Origin of the sequence: Actinoplanes sp. NPDC026623, from assembly GCF_040638275.1 — a bacterium.
GTDB lineage: Bacteria > Actinomycetota > Actinomycetes > Mycobacteriales > Micromonosporaceae > Actinoplanes.
This window is the reverse complement of sequence record NZ_JBEZXZ010000005.1, coordinates 71,165-89,313: the sequence shown is the minus strand read 5'-3', so window position 1 is coordinate 89,313 and position 18,149 is coordinate 71,165. Positions and strand designations below refer to the sequence as shown.

21 protein-coding genes and 2 tRNA genes are annotated in these 18,149 nt (G+C 69.2%); 15 read left to right on the top strand and 8 right to left on the bottom strand.

Annotation, left to right across the window (positions count from 1 at the left end):
* Nucleotide 1: 1 nt before the first annotated feature.
* From gnd to AB0F10_RS02930, 3 genes are all read left to right on the top strand, one after another.
* Nucleotides 2–874, top strand: coding sequence for a phosphogluconate dehydrogenase (NAD(+)-dependent, decarboxylating) (gene gnd / locus AB0F10_RS02940; protein ID WP_360620111.1), 873 nt, complete (start codon nt 2–4; stop codon nt 872–874).
* A 1-nt stretch (nt 875) separates the two neighbouring features.
* Nucleotides 876–2,003: a DNA replication/repair protein RecF gene (gene recF, locus AB0F10_RS02935; protein WP_360620110.1), complete on the top strand. Its 1,128-nt coding sequence runs from the start codon at nt 876–878 to the stop codon at nt 2,001–2,003.
* A 184-nt stretch (nt 2,004–2,187) separates the two neighbouring features.
* Nucleotides 2,188–2,697, top strand: coding sequence for a DciA family protein (locus AB0F10_RS02930; protein ID WP_360620126.1), 510 nt, complete (start codon nt 2,188–2,190; stop codon nt 2,695–2,697).
* A gap of 73 nt (nt 2,698–2,770) precedes the next feature.
* Here AB0F10_RS02930 and AB0F10_RS02925 read toward each other — a convergent pair whose 3' ends face one another.
* Nucleotides 2,771–3,337 carry a hypothetical protein gene (locus tag AB0F10_RS02925; RefSeq protein WP_360620109.1) on the bottom strand — a complete coding sequence of 189 codons (567 nt, stop codon included), beginning with the start codon at nt 3,335–3,337 and terminating at the stop codon, nt 2,771–2,773.
* A gap of 529 nt (nt 3,338–3,866) precedes the next feature.
* Between AB0F10_RS02925 and gyrB the strand changes: the two genes are divergently transcribed.
* The 6 genes from gyrB (at nt 3,867) to AB0F10_RS02895 (ending at nt 9,779) form a co-directional block, all read left to right on the top strand.
* Entirely contained in the window at nt 3,867–5,819 is a 1,953-nt protein-coding gene (gene gyrB / locus AB0F10_RS02920) for a DNA topoisomerase (ATP-hydrolyzing) subunit B (RefSeq protein WP_360620108.1), read from the top strand.
* A 155-nt stretch (nt 5,820–5,974) separates the two neighbouring features.
* A complete protein-coding gene (gene gyrA / locus AB0F10_RS02915) occupies nt 5,975–8,470 on the top strand; it encodes a DNA gyrase subunit A (RefSeq protein ID WP_360620125.1) in 2,496 nt (831 codons plus the stop codon).
* A gap of 3 nt (nt 8,471–8,473) precedes the next feature.
* Complete coding sequence (locus AB0F10_RS02910) at nt 8,474–9,352, top strand: DUF3566 domain-containing protein (protein ID WP_360620107.1); 879 nt, start codon at nt 8,474–8,476, stop codon at nt 9,350–9,352.
* 98 nt (nt 9,353–9,450) lie between these two features.
* Nucleotides 9,451–9,527 (top strand) — tRNA-Ile (locus AB0F10_RS02905).
* Nucleotides 9,528–9,565: 38 nt separating this feature from the next.
* Nucleotides 9,566–9,694 (top strand): DLW-39 family protein, encoded by a 129-nt coding sequence (locus AB0F10_RS02900; RefSeq protein WP_360620106.1) that lies wholly within the window; start codon nt 9,566–9,568, stop codon nt 9,692–9,694.
* 12 nt (nt 9,695–9,706) lie between these two features.
* Nucleotides 9,707–9,779 (top strand) — tRNA-Ala (locus AB0F10_RS02895).
* 268 nt (nt 9,780–10,047) lie between these two features.
* Here AB0F10_RS02895 and AB0F10_RS02890 read toward each other — a convergent pair.
* Both AB0F10_RS02890 and AB0F10_RS02885 read right to left on the bottom strand, forming a co-directional pair.
* The gene (locus tag AB0F10_RS02890) at nt 10,048–10,308 is read right to left on the bottom strand and encodes a Txe/YoeB family addiction module toxin (protein WP_360620105.1); all 261 of its coding nucleotides are present in this window, start codon (nt 10,306–10,308) and stop codon (nt 10,048–10,050) included.
* A complete protein-coding gene (locus AB0F10_RS02885; protein ID WP_360620104.1) occupies nt 10,305–10,562 on the bottom strand; it encodes a type II toxin-antitoxin system prevent-host-death family antitoxin in 258 nt (85 codons plus the stop codon). The genes AB0F10_RS02890 and AB0F10_RS02885 overlap by 4 nt, the downstream gene beginning before the upstream one ends.
* A gap of 541 nt (nt 10,563–11,103) precedes the next feature.
* On the opposite strand from AB0F10_RS02885, the gene AB0F10_RS02880 reads away from it, so the two are divergent.
* Together AB0F10_RS02880 and AB0F10_RS02875 are read left to right on the top strand one after the other, a co-directional pair.
* Nucleotides 11,104–11,580: a helix-turn-helix domain-containing protein gene (locus tag AB0F10_RS02880; RefSeq protein ID WP_360620103.1), complete on the top strand. Its 477-nt coding sequence runs from the start codon at nt 11,104–11,106 to the stop codon at nt 11,578–11,580.
* A gap of 9 nt (nt 11,581–11,589) precedes the next feature.
* Nucleotides 11,590–12,156: a PIN domain-containing protein gene (locus AB0F10_RS02875; RefSeq protein WP_360620102.1), complete on the top strand. Its 567-nt coding sequence runs from the start codon at nt 11,590–11,592 to the stop codon at nt 12,154–12,156.
* A 600-nt stretch (nt 12,157–12,756) separates the two neighbouring features.
* Here the strand turns inward: AB0F10_RS02875 and AB0F10_RS02870 are convergent.
* Nucleotides 12,757–13,005 carry a hypothetical protein gene (locus AB0F10_RS02870; protein WP_360620101.1) on the bottom strand — a complete coding sequence of 83 codons (249 nt, stop codon included), beginning with the start codon at nt 13,003–13,005 and terminating at the stop codon, nt 12,757–12,759.
* Nucleotides 13,006–13,416: 411 nt separating this feature from the next.
* Between AB0F10_RS02870 and AB0F10_RS02865 the strand changes: the two genes are divergently transcribed.
* Nucleotides 13,417–13,953, top strand: a complete 537-nt coding sequence (locus tag AB0F10_RS02865; RefSeq protein ID WP_360620100.1) for a helix-turn-helix domain-containing protein — start codon at nt 13,417–13,419, stop codon at nt 13,951–13,953.
* Between the two features lie 11 nt (nt 13,954–13,964).
* On the opposite strand, the gene AB0F10_RS02860 is transcribed toward AB0F10_RS02865, so the two are convergent.
* Nucleotides 13,965–14,849, bottom strand: coding sequence for a TIGR03619 family F420-dependent LLM class oxidoreductase (locus AB0F10_RS02860; protein WP_360620099.1), 885 nt, complete (start codon nt 14,847–14,849; stop codon nt 13,965–13,967).
* A 137-nt stretch (nt 14,850–14,986) separates the two neighbouring features.
* Here AB0F10_RS02860 and AB0F10_RS02855 point away from each other — a divergent pair, with 137 nt between their 5' ends.
* Nucleotides 14,987–15,382, top strand: a complete 396-nt coding sequence (locus tag AB0F10_RS02855; RefSeq protein WP_360620098.1) for an NUDIX hydrolase — start codon at nt 14,987–14,989, stop codon at nt 15,380–15,382.
* 3 nt (nt 15,383–15,385) lie between these two features.
* Here AB0F10_RS02855 and AB0F10_RS02850 read toward each other — a convergent pair whose 3' ends face one another.
* Complete coding sequence (locus AB0F10_RS02850; RefSeq protein ID WP_360620097.1) at nt 15,386–15,757, bottom strand: hypothetical protein; 372 nt, start codon at nt 15,755–15,757, stop codon at nt 15,386–15,388.
* A gap of 105 nt (nt 15,758–15,862) precedes the next feature.
* Here AB0F10_RS02850 and AB0F10_RS02845 point away from each other — a divergent pair, with 105 nt between their 5' ends.
* Nucleotides 15,863–16,417, top strand: coding sequence for a YbaK/EbsC family protein (locus tag AB0F10_RS02845; RefSeq protein WP_360620096.1), 555 nt, complete (start codon nt 15,863–15,865; stop codon nt 16,415–16,417).
* A 41-nt stretch (nt 16,418–16,458) separates the two neighbouring features.
* Nucleotides 16,459–16,980: a GNAT family N-acetyltransferase gene (locus AB0F10_RS02840; RefSeq protein ID WP_360620095.1), complete on the top strand. Its 522-nt coding sequence runs from the start codon at nt 16,459–16,461 to the stop codon at nt 16,978–16,980.
* Nucleotides 16,981–16,996: 16 nt separating this feature from the next.
* On the opposite strand, the gene AB0F10_RS02835 is transcribed toward AB0F10_RS02840, so the two are convergent.
* Together AB0F10_RS02835 and AB0F10_RS02830 are read right to left on the bottom strand one after the other, a co-directional pair.
* Entirely contained in the window at nt 16,997–17,638 is a 642-nt protein-coding gene (locus AB0F10_RS02835) for a DsbA family oxidoreductase (protein ID WP_360620094.1), read from the bottom strand.
* Entirely contained in the window at nt 17,635–18,072 is a 438-nt protein-coding gene (locus AB0F10_RS02830) for a SufE family protein (RefSeq protein ID WP_360620093.1), read from the bottom strand. Before AB0F10_RS02830 ends, AB0F10_RS02835 begins: the two co-directional genes overlap by 4 nt.
* Between the last annotated feature and the right edge of the window lie 77 nt (nt 18,073–18,149).

Below are 18,149 nucleotides of genomic sequence, written 5' to 3'. Positions count from 1 at the left end.
CATGCAGCTCGGCCTCATCGGTCTCGGCCGGATGGGCGGCAACATGCGCGAGCGGATTCGTTCCGCCGGGCATGAGGTCGTCGGCTATGACCGCAACCCCGACATCGCCGACGTGGCAAGCCTCGCCGAGCTGGTCGGCAAGCTCGCGGCGCCGCGGGTGATCTGGACCATGGTCCCGGCCGGCGAGATCACCGAGGGCACGATCGACCAGCTCGCCGATCTGCTCTCGCCCGGAGACATCGTCATCGACGGCGGCAACTCCAAGTTCACCGACGACCAGCCGCGCGCCGCCCGGCTGGAGCCCAAGGGCATCGGCTACATGGACTGCGGCGTTTCGGGCGGCATCTGGGGCAACCAGAACGGCTACGCGCTGATGGTCGGCGGCGCCGCAGAGCACGTCGAGCGCTGCATGCCGATCTTCGAGGCGCTCAAGCCGGCCGGACCCTACGGCTTCGTGCACGCCGGCCCGGTCGGCGCCGGCCACTACACCAAGATGGTCCACAACGGCATCGAGTACGGCATGATGCAGGCCCTGGCCGAGGGCTGGGAGCTGCTGGAGGCGTCGGAGTACGTGGACAACGTGCCCGGCGCGATCAAGAGCTGGCGGGAGGGCAGCGTCGTCAAGTCCTGGCTGCTGGACCTGCTCGACCGTGCCCTGGACGGCGACCCCGAGCTGGGCAAGCTGAAGGGCTACGCCGAGGACACCGGCGAGGGACGCTGGACGGTCGACGAGGCTGTCCGGCTGGCCGTTCCGCTGCACGTCATCGCGGCCTCGCTGTTCGCTCGCTTCGAATCGCGGCAGACCGACTCTCCCGCCATGAAGGCGGTGGCCGCGCTGCGCCAGCAGTTCGGTGGCCACGCCGTCGTCGGCTGAGATGTACGTACGCCGGGTCGAGTTGACCGACTTCCGTTCGTACGAGCGGGTGGCGGTCGACTTCGATCCCGGCACCGCGGTGCTGGTGGGCCAGAACGGCATGGGCAAGACCAACCTCGTCGAGGCCCTCGGTTACGTGGCCACTCTGGATAGTCACCGGGTGGCCACCGACGCGCCGCTGGTCCGGGCGGGTGCGAGCTCGGCGGTGATCCGTTGCGAGATCGTCCACGATGGCCGTGAGCTGCTGGTCGAGCTGGAGATCGTGCCGGGCCGGGCCAACCGGGCCCGGCTGAACAGGTCACCGGTCCGCCGGTCCCGCGAGGTGCTTGGCGCGCTGCGGATGGTGTTGTTCGCGCCGGAGGACCTCGAGCTGGTCCGCGGCGATCCGGGCGAGCGCCGTCGCTACCTCGACGACCTGCTCGTCGCGCGGCTGCCGCGGTTCGCCGGGGTGCGCGCCGACTACGACCGGGTCGTCAAGCAGCGCAACGCGCTGCTGCGCACGGCGTACCTGACGCGCAAGGTCGGGGGTACCAGGGGGCAGGATCTTTCGACGCTCGCGGTCTGGGATCAGCACCTGGCGCAGCACGGCGCCGAACTGCTCGCCGGCCGGCTCGACCTGGTCGCGGCCCTCGGGCCGCACCTGACCAAGGCCTACGACGCGGTTGCGGCGGGGCGGTCGACCGCCTCCATCGCGTACGCGTCGCGGCTCGGCGAGTCGCTGGGTGCCGATCGCTCCCAGCTGGAGCAGGCGCTGCTGGCGTCGCTGGCCGAGCGCCGCCAGAACGAGATCGAACGCGGCGTCACCCTGGTCGGCCCGCATCGCGACGATCTCTCGCTTACGCTGGGTGAGTTGCCCGCGAAGGGGTACGCGAGCCACGGCGAGTCCTGGTCGTTCGCGCTGGCCCTGCGGCTGGCGGCCTACGACCTGTTGCGGGCCGACGGCATCGAGCCGGTGCTGGTGCTCGACGACGTCTTCGCCGAGCTGGACTCCGGCCGCCGGGAGCGGCTGGCGGCGCTGGTCTCCGACGCGACGCAGTTGCTCGTCACCTGTGCGGTGCCTGAGGATGTGCCCGCGGCCCTGAGCGGGGCCCGCTACGACGTCGGAGCTGGGACGGTGACCCGTGGCTGAGCAACCGGCGGAGAAGCCGCGGGCGACCGCCAGGGGCGCCGCCGAGCCCCGCTCCCGAGCCGGCAAGCAGGCCCGGCCGGCGAAGGAAGCCCGGCCCGGCAAAGAGTCCCGGTCCGGCAAGGAAGGCGCCGCCGCTGCGGGCTCGGCGGGAGCCGGGCCGGAGCCGGCCGGGACCGGCGCTGAGATCGCCGGTACGCCCGGTCCGGAGCTGGCCCGTGCCGTGCTGGACGCCGCCCTCGCCAAGCGCCGCGCCGCACAGCAGGCGCCGCGCCGCCGCACGGGGACCGGCGAGGAGACCGGCCGGCGCCTGCGCGGCTACTCCGGTCCGGGACCGGATCCCCGCGACCCACAGCTGTTCGGCGCGGTGCTCGAGCGGATCATGAAGCAGCGCGGCTGGCAGAAGCCGGCCGCCGAGGCGACGGTCTTCGGCGCCTGGGAGAAGGTCGTCGGGTCGGACATCGCCCAGCACAGCCGCCCGGTGAAGCTCGACGCCGGCGTGCTGACCGTGGAGGCGGAGTCGACGGCCTGGGCCACCCAGCTGCGGCTGCTCGCCGGAAACCTGCTCAAGCGGATCGCCGCCGAGGTCGGCCACAACGTGGTGACCAAGCTCAACATCCACGGCCCGGCGGCGCCCTCGTGGAACAAGGGCCCGCGCCGGGTGCAGGGCCGCGGCCCGCGCGACACGTACGGCTGAGGACGCCGGCCGCGCGCCCGGCCGGCCCCATCGCACCCGTCCGACGGTCGGGTGCGATGGACGCTGCCGGAGGTCAGTAGTCGGCGAAGACCGCGAAGCCGCGCTCGGCGCAGCGCCGGTAGAAGCCCGACAAAACCGCCAATTCGGTACGGGCGAAGCTCCAGTGCGGGGCGTTGCCGGCGTCGTCGCGCAGCGCCGCGAGCCGATGGTCCAGCCACCGCAGCTGCTGCTCGGCCAGGCGCCCACCCGCTACGGCGGCCCGCATGACGCTCGCGACGGTGTCGAAGGTGACCAGGTCGCCGTGCTCCTGGTGGCCCTCGACGAATCGTTCCAGCCCGCCGGCGATCCACGCGCAGCCGTCCGGGTCGATGACCGGGTCCTCGTCCTCCGCCGCCGCGTCGGTGGCGTAGAGGACACCCTCCAGCCCCAGCAGCAGATCCACCAGTTCGGTGTACGCGGTCGCCCGTACCGTGCCGGTCTTGGCGATGTGCAGCGCGAGCGCGCCGGTGGGCGCGGCGATGTCCGGCGCGTCGGCGACGGCGCCGAAGTCGACGAACTCGGCGGGTGCCACCGGGTCGTAAAACCGGTTCGTCCGTGGCCAGTGCACGGCGACGTTGTCCAGCCCCTTGTCCAGCGCCATGGGGGCCCACCTCTCCTCGACCTGCCGGCTGCGGGCCCTCATGGCCGTGTTCCGGCCCGCGCGGGCGAGGTTACGACACCGCCGCCTGCCGCGGTGAGGCAGTGTCGCAGCGCGTGGCCCGCCTGTTCGCGGGCCCGCGCCGGGGTCCGGGCGCCGAACGGTTCGCCGTTGCGAGGGGGCCGCAATCCGTGTAGGGGGACTCGCGGGAGCGCCCCTAAATCGCGCTACGGCTATCTGAGGTACCCGGAAGAGGGTGCCGGACCCTCTACAACTCGCCCGGACGGAGTAGAATCGACAGCGACCGGGAAAGTCCATTCCGTGGCGGTACACCGTCACGCTACGCGATTTTTCCAGCCGATCACGATCCGCGGGCTGACCGCGGCGACCGGCGCGCTCGGTTCCACCGGTGGTCCGCCTGATCTCCGCGGCTCGTCGCCTGTGGTTTGCCCTGCCCGCCGTCCGCTGCCGACTGCCCGCCAACCCCGTGTCCGGCCCGTTTCGCGGGTCCGGTGCGAGAAAGTGGCCGAGGGTGGCAGAGAAGAAGCAGGAATACGGTGCCGAGTCCATCACCGTGCTCGAAGGCCTCGAGGCGGTCCGCAAGCGTCCGGGTATGTACATCGGTTCCACGGGCGAGCGGGGCCTGCACCACCTGGTCTGGGAGGTCGTGGACAACGCCGTCGACGAGGCGCTCGCCGGCCACTGCGACACCATCGACGTCGTCCTGCTGCCGGACGGCGGCGTCTCCGTCACCGACAACGGCCGCGGTTTCCCGGTCGACCTGCACCCCAAGCTGAAGAAGCCGGGCGTCGAGGTCGCGCTGACCGTCCTGCACGCGGGCGGCAAGTTCGACGGCAAGGCGTACGCGGTCTCCGGCGGTCTGCACGGTGTCGGCGTCTCGGTCGTCAACGCGCTGTCCACCAGGATGTTCGTGGAGATCCACAAGTCGGGCAACGTCTACCGGCAGCACTACACCGCGTCGAAGCCCGGCACGCTCGAGAAGGGCGAGGCCACCTCGACTACCGGCTCGAAGGTGCAGTTCTGGCCCGACCCGACGATCTTCGAGACCATCGAGTTCGACTGGCAGACGATCTACCGCCGGATCCAGGAGTACGCCTTCCTCAACAAGGCGCTGACGATCAACCTGGTCGACCGGCGCCCGGAGCACCTGGACGACGAGGGCAAGGCCCGCGAGGTCACCTTCATGTACGAGAACGGCATCGCCGACTTCGTGCGCCACCTCAACAACACCAAGACGCCGATCCACAAGTCGGTGATCGAGTTCGAGGCCGAGGCCAACGACCAGGGCATGGCCATCGAGGTCGCCATGCAGTGGAACGAGTCCTACGGCGAGTCGGTCTACACCTTCGCCAACACGATCAACACCCACGAGGGTGGCACGCACGAGGAGGGCTTCCGGGCCGCGCTGACGAGCATCGTCAACCGCTACGGCGCCGAGAAGAAGTTCCTCAAGAGCGACGAGAAGCTCTCCGGCGAGGACATCCGTGAGGGCCTGGCCGCGATCATCTCGGTGAAGCTGGCCAACCCGCAGTTCGAGGGCCAGACGAAGACGAAGCTCGGCAACACGGACATGAAGGGCTTCGTCCAGAAGATCGCCAACGAGCAGATCGCGGACTGGTTCGACCGCAACCCCGCCGACGCGAAGCAGATCATCACGAAGGCCTCGCAGGCGGCCCGGGCGCGCATCGCCGCGCAGCAGGCCCGCAAGCTGGCCCGGCGCAAGTCGCTGCTGGAGTCCGGCTCGATGCCGGGCAAGCTGGCCGACTGCCAGTCGACCGACCCGCGGGTTTCCGAGCTGTTCATCGTCGAGGGTGACTCGGCCGGCGGCTCGGCCAAGCAGGGCCGGGACAGCCAGATCCAGGCGATCCTGCCGATCCGCGGCAAGATCCTGAACGTAGAGAAGGCCCGGATCGACCGGGTGCTGAAGAACAACGAGGTCCAGTCGCTGATCACGGCGCTGGGCACCGGCATCCACGAGGACTTCGACGTCGCCAAGCTGCGCTACCACAAGGTGGTGCTGATGGCGGACGCCGACGTCGACGGCCAGCACATCCAGACGCTGCTGCTCACCCTGCTGTTCCGCTTCATGCGGCCGCTGGTGGAGCTGGGTCACGTCTACCTGGCCGCCCCGCCGCTCTACAAGATCAAGTGGAACAAGCGCGGCGACGACGCCCAGTACGCCTACTCCGACCGTGAGCGGGACGGACTGGTCGAGCTGCGCCAGCAGAAGAAGCCGAACGCGAAGCCCGACGACATCCAGCGGTTCAAGGGTCTCGGCGAGATGAACTTCCATGAGCTGTGGGACACGACGATGGATCCGGCGACGCGCACGCTGCGTCAGGTGACCCTCGACGACGCCGCGACCGCGGACGAGCTGTTCAGCGTCCTGATGGGTGAGGACGTGGAGGCCCGCCGCTCGTTCATCCAGCGCAACGCCAAGGACGTGCGCTTCCTGGACATCTGATCCCCGGTGAGCGGCGTCACTCGACGCCGCTCACCTCGGGTTATGCACAGCGATACACCGCTTTCCACAGCGTTATCCACAGCGAAATGCGTAGCTCGATGCTGTTTGTCGGGTTCGAACGTCAGTAAGGGTTAACTGTGACGGATACTCCCGAGATCCCCGCCGAGGAACCGCAGGACGAGCCGGCCGGCGGCGGAGTGAGCCAGCGCGTAGAGCCGGTCGGCCTCGAGGTCGAGATGCAGCGCTCGTACCTCGACTACGCGATGAGCGTCATCGTCGGCCGCGCCCTGCCCGACGTGCGCGACGGCCTCAAGCCGGTGCACCGCAAGATCCTCTACGCGATGTACGACGCCGGCTTCCGTCCCGACCGCGGCTACGTCAAGTGCGCCCGCGTCGTGGGCGACGTCATGGGTAACTACCACCCGCACGGCGACTCGTCGATCTACGACGCCCTGGTCCGGATGGGTCAGCCCTGGTCGCTGCGCTACCCGCTGATCGACGGCAACGGCAACTTCGGCTCGCCGGGCAACGACCCGCCGGCCGCCATGCGCTACACCGAGTCGAAGCTCTCGCCGCTGGCGATGGACATGCTGCGCGACATCGACGAAGACACCGTCGACATGCAGGACAACTACGACGGCCGGACCAAGGAACCCACCATCCTGCCGGCCCGGTTCCCCAACCTGCTCGTCAACGGCTCCGAGGGTATCGCCGTCGGCATGGCCACCAAGATCCCGCCGCACAACCTGCGGGAGATCGCCGCGGCCGTCCAGTGGTACTTGGACCACCCGGAGGCGGACGAGCCCACCACCCTCGAGGCGGTCCTGGAGATCGTCAAGGGACCCGACTTCCCCACCCGGGGGCTGATCGTCGGTCAGCAGGCGATTCAGGACGCCTACCGCACCGGTCGCGGTTCGATCCGGATGCGCGCCGTCGTGGAGGTCGAGGAGGACGCCCGCGGCCGGCCCTGCCTCGTGGTCACCGAGCTGCCCTACCAGGTCAACCCCGACAACCTCGCCGAGCGGGTCGCCGAGCTGGTCAAGGAGGGCAAGCTCACCGGCATCGCGGACATCCGGGACGAGTCGTCCGGGCGTACCGGAATGCGGTTGATCCTGGTTCTCAAGCGCGACGCCGTCGCGAAGGTCGTGCTGAACAATCTCTACAAGCACACGCAGCTGCAGGAGACGTTCGGCGCGAACATGCTGGCGCTGGTCGACGGCGTGCCCCGCACGCTGAACCTGGCCCAGTTCATCCGCCACTACGTCGATCACCAGATCGAGGTCATCCGCCGGCGCACCGCCTACCGGCTGCGCAAGGCCGAGGAGCGCGCGCACATCCTGCGCGGCCTGGTCAAGGCCCTCGACATGCTCGATGAGGTGATCGCCCTGATCCGGCGCTCGCCGACGGTCGAGGACTCGCGCCAGGGCCTGATGCAGCTGCTCGAGGTCGACGAGATCCAGGCGACCGCCATCCTGGACATGCAGCTGCGGCGCCTGGCGGCGCTGGAGCGGCAGAAGATCATCGACGAGCTCGCCAAGATCGAGCTCGAGATCGCCGACCTCAAGGACATCCTCGCCAAGCCGGAGCGGCAACGGGCGATCGTCTCGGAGGAGCTGGCCGAGATCGTCTCCCGGTTCGGCGATGACCGAAAGACCCAGATCATCCCGTTCGATGGTGAAGTCTCCATGGAGGACCTCATCACGCGCGAGGACGTTGTGGTGACCATCACACGTACCGGTTACGCCAAGCGCACGAAGGTCGATCTGTACCGGTCGCAGCGGCGCGGCGGCAAGGGCGTGAGCGGGGCCTCCCTGCGCCAGGACGACATCGTCAGCCACTTCTTCGTGATCTCGACGCACTCCTGGATCCTGTTCTTCACGAACAAGGGCCGGGTCTACCGGGCCAAGGCCTACGAGCTGCCCGAGGCCAACCGGGTGGCGAAGGGCCAGCACGTCGCCAACCTGCTCGCCTTCCTGCCGGACGAGCACATCGCCCAGGTCATCCAGATCCCGAACTACCAGGTCGAGCCCTACCTTGTGCTCGCCACCAAGAATGGTCTCGTGAAGAAGACCCGCCTCGAGGAATTTGACTCCAACCGCAGCGGTGGCATCATCGCCATCAACCTGCGGGAGGATGACGAATTGGTGGGCGCCACGCTGGCCGCTCCGGAGAACGACCTGCTCCTGGTCTCGAAGCGGGCGCAGGCCATCAGGTTCAACGCCACCGACGAGGCGCTGCGCCCGATGGGGCGGGCGACCTCCGGTGTCATCGGCATGCGCTTCAGCGAGGATGACCAGCTCCTGGCGATGGAGGTGGTCCGCGAGGGTATGGACGTTTTGGTCGCCACCAACGGCGGGTATGCGAAACGGACGCCGATCGAGGAGTATCCGGTGCAGGGGCGGGGCGGCAAGGGCGTGCTGACCGCCAAGATCACGGAGCGTCGTGGCGGGCTCGTCGGAGCGCTCGTGATCGACCCTGAGGATGAACTATTTGCCATCACCAGCAATGGTGGTGTCATCCGGACTCCCGTGAAGCCTGTACGGCGCACGCGGGATCGGAACACAATGGGGGTCAAGCTGATGGACCTCCCAGAAGGTGTAACCATCGTGGCGCTTGCTCGCAATGCCGACGAGCCTGACGAACAGGACTAGTTGATGCCGGAGACACAGGCGAAGTCGGGGGGCCCGGGATCCTCGGCAACTCCGGTCGAAACGGAGCCGAAGAAGGATGGCGCCGCTTCGGCCGGCCGCGAGAGCGCTGACCGCACTGCGGTCCCTGCCGATGCCCCGACCCAGCCGAAGTTCACCCGTGCGCCGGGAATGACCCCGCCGCCCGGTGAGCCGACCGCGGAGGCCGACGGACACGCGGAATACAAGCGGCCGGCCGGCCCCTCGGTGGCGAAGGGGTCCGCATCCGTGCCGATCGTTACGAAGGGCACGAGCGGCGGATCCGCCGCTCCGGGCCAGGCCGCACAGGCGGGTCGCACGGGGGTCGTACCGCCGGTCAAGCCCGGCGCGGGCCCCCAGCGCGCCGGTGAGGCCCCCAAACGGCCCTCGGGTGCCGCGGCCGCGAGCGGCTCGGCCGCCGTCGGCGCCGCACGGGTCTCGGAGGCCGTCCGGTCCGCGCGCTCCGCGGTCACCTCGGGCGCGTCCCGCGGCCCGCGGCGCGCCCGGCTGAACCTCAAGCGGATCGATCCCTGGTCCGTGATGAAGTTCGCCTTCGCCGTTTCGGTGGTCCTGTTCATCGTCGTGGTCGTCGCCACGTCGGTGCTCTACCTGTCGCTGGACGCCATGGGCGTCTGGCAGGAGGTCAACACCAGCCTGCAGAGCCTGGTGAACGCGAGCGGCGGCACGGACGGGGCAGCCGACGGCGGCTTCCGCATCACCGCGTGGGGCGTCATCGGCACGTCGATGCTGATCGGCGCGGTCAACGTGGTGCTGTTCACCGCGCTGGCCACGCTGGGCGCGTTCATCTACAACGTCTGCGCGGACCTGGTCGGCGGCATCGAGCTGACGCTCGCCGAGCGGGACTGACCTCGCGATTTCTGGATGCGGCCGCCGTGCCGGGCACGGCGGCCGCCCCCAATTTGGGGGACCGAGACGGGATACGGTAATCTTCGTGTCGCTGTCACGGGGCTATAGCTCAGTCGGTTAGAGCGCAGAGCTGATAACTCTGAGGTCGCTGGTTCGATTCCAGCTAGCCCCACCACGCACGCCCTCCGCCGCAGATTCAAAGGGGATCCAGCCATGCTGAAGAAGCTCCTGATCCTCGCCGGGATCGTCGGCGCCGCCGCCCTGATCGTCAAGAAGGTCAAGGCCTCCAGCGACGAGCGCGCCCTGTGGCACGAGGCCACCACGGCGCCCGACCTGCGCTAGTAACACCCACCGGGGGCCCTAGCTCAACTGGCAGAGCACCGCCTTTGCAAGGCGGGGGTTAGGGGTTCGAGTCCCCTGGGCTCCACGTTGATCTTGCATGTGAACCATCGGCCCGGATGACGGGCCGATGGTTCTTCTCTGTGGCCCATGGGAGCCGTAGAGCGCCGGCGAACGGCCGTCGGCGATCGTGCGGTCGGGGAGCGGCGTGTTGATGCCGGCGGCGAAAGTCGATGTCTCGCCGATGCCCAGGAGTCTTGGCCGGAGTGGGGCGATGAGAGCGCGTCACTTAGACGTGTCCCGGTCGGTGAGTGACGCGTGTGCGCACGAAGCTGAGTTTCCAGATGCCGGCCGGTTCACTCGTAGTGGTATCTGCAGGAGATGATGGTGATCTCGTTGGGTTCGATGGCGTACACCATGCGGTGTTCGTCGTCGATGCGCCGGGACCGGAGCCCGGCGAGGTTGTTCCGGAGGATCTCCGGTTTTCCGATGCCGGGTCCGTCGGGGTTCCGTTTGATGTCGGCGATCAGCGCGTTGATGCGCTTGAGTGTCTTGCGGTCCTGGGTCTGCCAGTACAGGTAGTCGTCCCAGCCGTTATCGGTCCAGCTGAGCTTCACTCCTCATGGCCGAACTCGCGCTCGGTGGCTCGGCCGGCCCGCCACTGTTCGACACTTTCGGCGAGGCGTTTCGCGTTTGCTGGGGATCGAAGCAGGTAGTTGGTTTCCATGATCGAGTCCCAGTCGTCCTTGCTCACCAGGACCGCGTTGCCCCGCTTGGACACGATCTCGATGGGGGTGTGGTCTTCGTTGACCCGTTCAATGAGCGGGAAGAGGGTCTTGCGTGCCTCGCTGGCGCTGATCGCGGCAGTCACAATACCTCCTAAAGTCGTACCTAAAACGGTACCACTTTCATGGCTGGAATAGCTGCAGGGAAGCTGACGTGCACCACGATCGAGAAGTGCGGCGCTCGAGCACGCCTACTGCCGCTTGAACTGGTCAAACGTCCCAGTAAGGGCTTGCCGGGGACGGCCGTGGTGTGGTTCGCATGGTGCAACGTCCGGCCCATGTTGATCTTGCATGCGAACAGCAGTCCGACGGTTCGCTGTCGTCGGCTGCTGGTGGAGCGCCGGATGCGATTCTCTGTCCTGCGCGGGTGTCTTCACTCAGTGATGCCGAGCTCGATGCCTTGGTCGCCGAGGCGGTTGTGGACTGTTACGACGAGCATGAGCAGCTCAGTGGCCTCTTCGCCATGATCGAGGGCGACCTGACAGTGCCGTTCGAGACCGAGGTGCTTGGTGTGCTACGCCGATCGTGGCCGTTTCGTTGCAGCGCCGTATTCCCGGCTATCGGGCGCTGGGCTTCGCCAGATCGTAGCGGGCTTTCGGTTTTTTCGAATAGCGGTATGCTGGCCTCATGTCGAGCACCCTGCGTGAACGGACCGTCCTGCCGCCGGAAAACCCCGCCGACCTGGTGCGCTTCGCGCGCGGTATGGCCGACGCCGACGCCGAGGCGCCCGCGCGAGCGAAGCTGGTGGGCCCGGACGGTTCGCAGCTCGACATCCCGGCCGAACTCTACGAACTACTGCGCGACGTCGTCGGCGCCCTGTCCCAGGGCATGGCTATCTCGATCGCCCCGCACAACACGATGCTGACCACCCAAGAAGCCGCTGACCTGCTCAACATCTCACGACCCACGCTGGTCCGCCTGCTCACCGACGGCGAGATCCCGCACAGCCTGCGCGGCCGGCATCGACGAGTCCTGCTGCGTGACATCCTCGACTACTCCGAACGCACCCGCACCGAACGCCGCCGAGCCCTGGACCAGATGGCCGCCGATGCCGAGGACGACGGCCTGTACGAGATCACCCTCGACTCCCCGCCGTCGAGGTGACAGCCGGTCATGGTGGCGTTCCCGGCGTTCCTTGACACCTGCGTGCCCTACCCGGCCTACCTGTGCGACACGTTGCTTCGCCTCGCCGAGGCTTCCGCGTACCGGCCGCTCTGGTCGGCCGACGTCTTCGCCGAACTGCGGCGCAACCTCATCGAGCGTGGGCTACCACCGGATCGGGTCGATCGGCGGCTCGGCCAGATGAGCCGGTCATTCCCCGACGCCCTGGTCACTGGCTACGAGTCACTTGTTGACGGTATGACGAACCATCCGAAGGACCGGCATGTTCTGGCCGCCGCCGTACGCGCCAATGCCGAAGTCATCGTCACCTTCAACCTCCGTGACTTCCCCGAGCCGGCCCTCAAGCCCTACGACGTCGTGGCCATCCACCCCGACGACTTCCTCCTCGACCAACTCGATCTCTACCCCGGATTGACCATGGACGTGCTCCGTCACCAAGCCGCGTCCTATCGGCGAACGCCGAACACCGTGCCGGAGGTCCTCGTCCTTCTGCAGCGCACCGGCGTGCCCAGATTCGCGGCCGAAGTGCGACGCCATCTCGGTCCCCCAGCCTGGTAGCGCAGCCGCCCGAGACGGCTAACGGCGGGTGCAAGCCAGGCTAGCCGGCTGATCGAATTTCCCTTGAGCTGGTCAAACGTCCCGATAGTGTGCGGCCGGGGATGGTGGTGGCGTGGTTCGCATGGTGCAACGTCCGGCCCACCACCGCTCCGATGCAGGCCACGCCGCATCGGCCTCGTCTTCTCCGCCCTGACCGGCACCCGCCTCGGGCGACGGAATCAGCGGCTCGCACGGCATCGCTGTAGTCCTGCCCGACGCGCGGGGTGGATGCGCTACGTGTGGATCGTGCCCATGACCCTTCCGGACGATGCGCCGCGAACCGATGTCCGCGATCCCCGCCCGCTTCACCGGCCCGGGGCCACCGATGCCCATTCGGCGACCAACGCGACCGACTCGCGTGGTGCCGATGCTTGAAGGCTTCCTCGGATCCCCACAGTCGAATGCTTCACACAACGCGCCTGCTCGGACCAGCCGGCTGATTGAACGCCGGCGCCCGGATCTGTGGAATGGCCGTGGTCGTTGCGAAGCGTCACAAAGCAGCAGAACGCCCGGGGGCACCTTCTCAGGCTGCCCCCGGGCGTCGCGGCGAATCGGGCCGAGCTACAGGTTGCAGGTCTCGGTGCCGTCCGAGTTGGAGGACATGCCTCCACCCTGTGCGGTGCACCACTGGTCCAGCCATCCGCCGGGGCCGGTCCTTCCCGCCTCGACCTTCGTGCCGGCACCTGAGGCAGTCGAGGCGTGCACCGCAGCGACGCCCGTCAGGCTGGCGGCCACGGCCGCGATGAGGCTGAACGTACGCAGCAGGTTGCGCCCGTTACGGCGGCGGTTATCGGGCTTGGCGATGGTCATACCCATGTCCTCTCGAAAAAGCGCGTTGTGACGACCGGCGTTCGAATTCGGACGTCTGCCGAAGACGATCCGGCCCCGGGGCTCGTTCCGGAAGGCTGGGCGGGGTTGTCCGTACAAGCCCGGACGAGGTCGGGCGGTTATCCGGACAGTTCCGTACGGCAGTTCGGCAGGTGATGGCGGGGAGTCGACGCCGCGAACAGCGAACCCATGCCGACTCGGCCGGGCGTGGCTGCCGATCCGTCCATCGGCCTTCCGTACGGGTGCAGCCGGGACCACGCCGCACCCCCGCTGGTCGTCCCCCGGAGCGCGTCGTCCTCGAGCGGCGATCTTTGTGCCGCGTTGGTGAAAGAGTCAATAGCCGTTCGGTTGTTGCGTCGAGGTTCGGTCGACCGTCAATATCCACGTGTGACGATGCGCCCTCGAGAGCTGCTGACGACCGGCGAGGCCGCGGTGCTGCTGCGCTCGTCGCGGGCGCGCGTGGTCGACCTGTGCCTCCGGGGCCTGCTGCCCTACGTCACCGTCGGCCAGCAGCGGCGCATCCGCCGCCACGATGTGGAGGCTTTCATCCGCCCGAGGATGACCCGGGAGCAGCTCGAGACGCTGTGGCTGCATCGGGCCGTCGCGGGCCGGATGGTCCAGGACCCGCGCGCGGTGCTGGCGGCGGCCGAGATCAACCTGCGGCGGCTGCGGTGGATGCATCCCGACGGCCGCGACTGGGAGTGGCTCGACCGCTGGGACGCCGTGCTCGATGAGGGGGTCGAGGCGGTGCTCGAAACGCTCACCTCGCCCGCCGCGTACGCGGTCGATCTGCGGGAGGCCTCGCCGTTCGCGGGGATTCTCTCCGAGCGGGAGCGGGCGACGGTGTTGGCGGCGTTCGCCGAGAGCCGCCAGGACCACGCGCGCCCGATGCGGCGCGAAAGGTTCGAGCGGATGCTGCGCAGCGTGTAGACCTGGGCCGGCTACGAGAGGCCGATCCGCTCCGCCAGGCCGGTCATGGCCGCGACCTGATCGGCGGGGTCGGTGTCGACGATGTTGAGGTCCCAGACGACGTGGTCGATTCCGGCCTTCGCGGCGCGGGCCAGGTCCGCCACGATCGACGGCTCGGTCCATGTGCTCGGTGGTGTCACATGCTCCGCGTCGGCGAGCATCGGCCCGGCGCGGAACACGATCGGACCGGTGCCCCCCGATTCGTGATACCAGGCAGCCTGGGCCAGGGATGCCTCCCAGTTGCGGAAGCCGATCGTCAGTCCGTCGCCGATCCGGGCGGCCCGGCGGGTCGCCGCCTCCGTCACCGCACCCGCCCAGATTCGCAGGCACTTCTGTACCGGCTTCGGACCGATCCGCGACGGCGGAATGGTGAAATACCGTCCCTTGAACGAGACCGGATCGGGGCCCCAGCAGGCGCGCAGAGCGGCGACGCTCTCCTCGTATGCCGCGCCCTTGTCGTCGTGGTCGACTCCGGTGGCCGCGAACTCCTCCGGCAGCCATCCGCGCGCCACGCCGACGTCCAGCCGGCCGCCGGAAAGACGGTCGAGCGTCGCCAGGCGCCGGGCCAGCACCACAGGCTGCTGGAACAGCGGAACGATGATGTCCGTGCGCAGCCGCACCCGGGCGGTCTTGGCGGCCGCCCAGGTCAGCGACTCGATCGCGTCGTAGGACGGCCACTGCGGCAGGCCGAAGTCGTTGGCCCAATCCGGGTCGCCGGGCAACAGCAGGCGTTCGGAGACGGAGAGGCTATGGAAACCGAGCCGGTCCGCCGCCATGGCGATCAACTCCACGGCCTCGGGTGTGGCGTGCGGGCCGACGATCGGCAGGCCGACCCCGACCGTCGGATACGCCGTCACGACGCGACCCCCGCGGCGGCCTTCCGGGGAGCGGGCGGGGCATCGATGGGTTCCTGTGGCACGGGTGCACCTCTTGTCGACGCTACTTTCGGTTCCCCGTGACCTTACGGCCATGGTCAGGCGGTTAGCCTTCACTCGTGAGTGGACGGAAACGAGCCGCGGCCATCATCGTGCGGGACGGCCGGGTATTGATGGTGCACGAGCGGAGCCTGCGCGACGGAAACCGCGAATGGTGGACGCTTCCGGGCGGCGGAATCGATCCCGGCGAGACGCCGGAGGACGCGGTCCGGCGCGAGGTCCTCGAGGAGGTCGGCCTGGTGGTGAAGGAGGCGCACTTCGTGCTGGACACGCCGTACCCGTCGGGGATGACGTCGGTCTTCGCGGTGACGGTCGCCGACGGGGAGCCGCAGCTCGGGCCGCACGTCGGCGGGCCGCTGCCGGTCGGTCTCGACTGGGTGCCGCTGCCCGAGGTGAGCCCGGACGGGCCGGGCGTGCCGATCCCGCCGCTGATCGTCGCGCTGCCCGTGTTCTGAGGGCTACCGGGCCTCGGCGGCCGGTGCGGTTATCGCCCGGCGGCGCTCGCGGACGAAGTAGGCGCTGCTTGCGGCGTACCCGATGGTCAGGGTGAGACCGACGGCCCGGGCCGTCGACGGGGTCATGACGAGGACCGTCGCGATCAGCGCGCCCACCGCCAGGCAGGCGAGCAGCACCGCGTTGACGGTGTCCTGCACGGCCCAGCCGCCCGGCGAGCGGCGGCGCGCCTGGCGCCGGATCTCCGTCAGCAGGGCGTGGCTCAACCCGGCGGCGAGCATGCCGAGCAGGGCGCTGGAGAAGACCGTGTTGCCGCCGGTCACGGCGGCGACGGCGGTGCCGCCGGCGAGCAGGGCGAGACCGCTGACGGTCCCCACCCGTGCGCTTCGTCTCTCCTCCACATCCAAGGACGGTCGGCAAGATCACAGCAGGGCTTAGTGAACGGGTGATTCGGCTGGCCGCCGGCGGCGCTCTCGGGGAGGATGTCGGGCGTGCTCGGAACCCTGAAGCTCGAACCCGCGACGTCCCGGCTCGACCTGCTCGCCGCGCCGGTCGCGGCGGCCCTGCAGGTGTGGCCCGCCGAGGCGCTTATCGACCGCGACCAGGTGCTGGTCGCGCCGATCGACGCCGACCTGGCCGACACGGCCGCCTTCTGCGAGGCCTACGGCGTGAGCCTCGAGGAGTCGGCGAACTGCGTGATCGTGGCCGGGCGCCGCGGCGACGTCACCCGGTACGCGGCCTGCGTCGTCCTGGCGACGACCCGCGCCGACGTGAACGGGGTCGTGCGGCGCCACCTGGACGCCCGGAAGGCCAGCTTCGCACCCATGGACGACGCGGTGCGGCTCACCGGCATGGAGTACGGCGGAATCACGCCGATCGGGCTTCCGCCGTCGTGGTCGCTGCTCGTCGACGCCCGGGTGGTCGCGATGCCGCACACGATCATCGGATCCGGGGTCCGGCACAGCAAGATCGCCATCCCGGGGCCGGCGCTGGGCGTGCTGCCCGGTGCCGAGGTCATCGAGGGCCTGGCCGGCTAATTCCCTGGACGGGGTTCCGGCGGGCTGGTTGCGTCTAGGGCGTGAACGCCATCAGGCCGACCCGGGCCGCCGATCTGATCGTCATCCAGGAGATCGAGTTTGCGGCGGGCGAACTCTTCCGTGACGTCGGGATGCCGGACATCGCGGACCATCCGGTTCCCACCATCGAGGCCCTCACCGAGTTCGTGCGGGCCGGTCGCAGCTGGGTCTTCGCCGGTGACGAGGACATTCCGGTGGCGTTCATCCTGGTCATGCCGGTCGACGGGCTCGCGCACATCGAGCAGGTCAGCGTGCACCCCGCGTACGCACACCGCGGCATCGGCCGGCGGCTGATCGATCACGTCGATGCCTGGGCCGCCGGCCGGGGACTGCGCGCGCTGACCCTGACCACGTTCCGCGGCGTGCCGTGGAACGGGCCGTACTACGAGCGGATCGGCTTCGCCACGCTCGACCCCGGCGAGCGCGGGCCCGAACTGGTGCGGCTCATGGCCGAGGAGGCCCGGCACGGGCTGGACCCCGCGCAGCGGATCGCGATGCGACGAGACATCGTGACCCGTCGATGACGTTTCACGTGGAACCTCATCGACGGACGTCGACACCCTCCCGGCGGGCAATCTCGTCGAGCGCGGAGCGCAGCACGGCCGACTCCTGCGCGCCCTGAATCGCGAACTTCCGGTCGACCACGAAGGTCGGCACGCTGGTGATGCCCAGATCGCGGGCCTCGGCCAGGTCGGCGTTCACGGCATCGGTGCCCGCCGGCGTCGCCAGGTAGGCGAGCGCGGCCTGCCGGTCGAGGCCGATCGAGCCGGCCAGCCGGGCCAGTTCGGCGTGCGCGCCCAGGTCGACGCCGTCGGTGAAGTGGGCCCGCTGCAGCGCCTCGATCATGCTGAGCTGCAACTCCTGGGTGGCGGCCCAGGCGATCAGCCGATGGGCGTCGAATGTGTTGGCGGCGATCGCCCGGTCGAAGTTCAAGGTCAGGCCGTCGGCCGCGGCGACGCCGGTGACGTGCGCGAACATCCGGTCGGCCTGGTCCCGGCCGCCGAACTTCGCCTCCAGGGCCTGCCTGATCGGTATCGGGCGCGGGACCGGCGCGGGATCCAGTTGGTAGGCCCGGAAGGTCATCGTCACGTCGCCGCCGAAGTCCCGCATCGCGGTCTCGAGGCGGCGCTTGCCGATGTAGCACCACGGGCAGATGACGTCGGACCAGACCTCGATGTTCACGGCTTCGCGTCCTCCTGCTCGCGGATCTGGCGCTTGAGCCGGCCGAGGATCGCCGTGCCGCCGCGGATGCGCAGCGGGCTGATCGCGTTCGCCAGGCCCATGCGGTGGTAGAGGTCGTCGGGCACCGCCAGGATCGCGGTGGCCGTCGCGCCCTCGAGCCCCTCGGCGAGGATGCCGGCGAACGCGCGGGTCGTCGGCGCCTCGATCGGGCAGTCGAAGAAGGTCCGCACCGTGTGGTCGGGCCGCACCTCGGCGCGCAGGAAGAACTGCGTCTGGCACTCCGGCACCTGCTCCATGCCCTCGTGCCCCCGGAGGGCGTCGGGCAGGGGCGGCACGGCGTCGGAGAACTCGAGCAGCATCTCCAGCACGACGTCGCGCGGCGCGGAGGCGAAGTCGTCGACGATCTCGGCCAGCTTGGGCGGCATGTCGCTCACGATCTCGACCATACGTCGGTCGTGCCCGGTCGGCGCCGTGGTCGGCACGAGGGCCGCGTCACTCGCGCCGGTGCCTC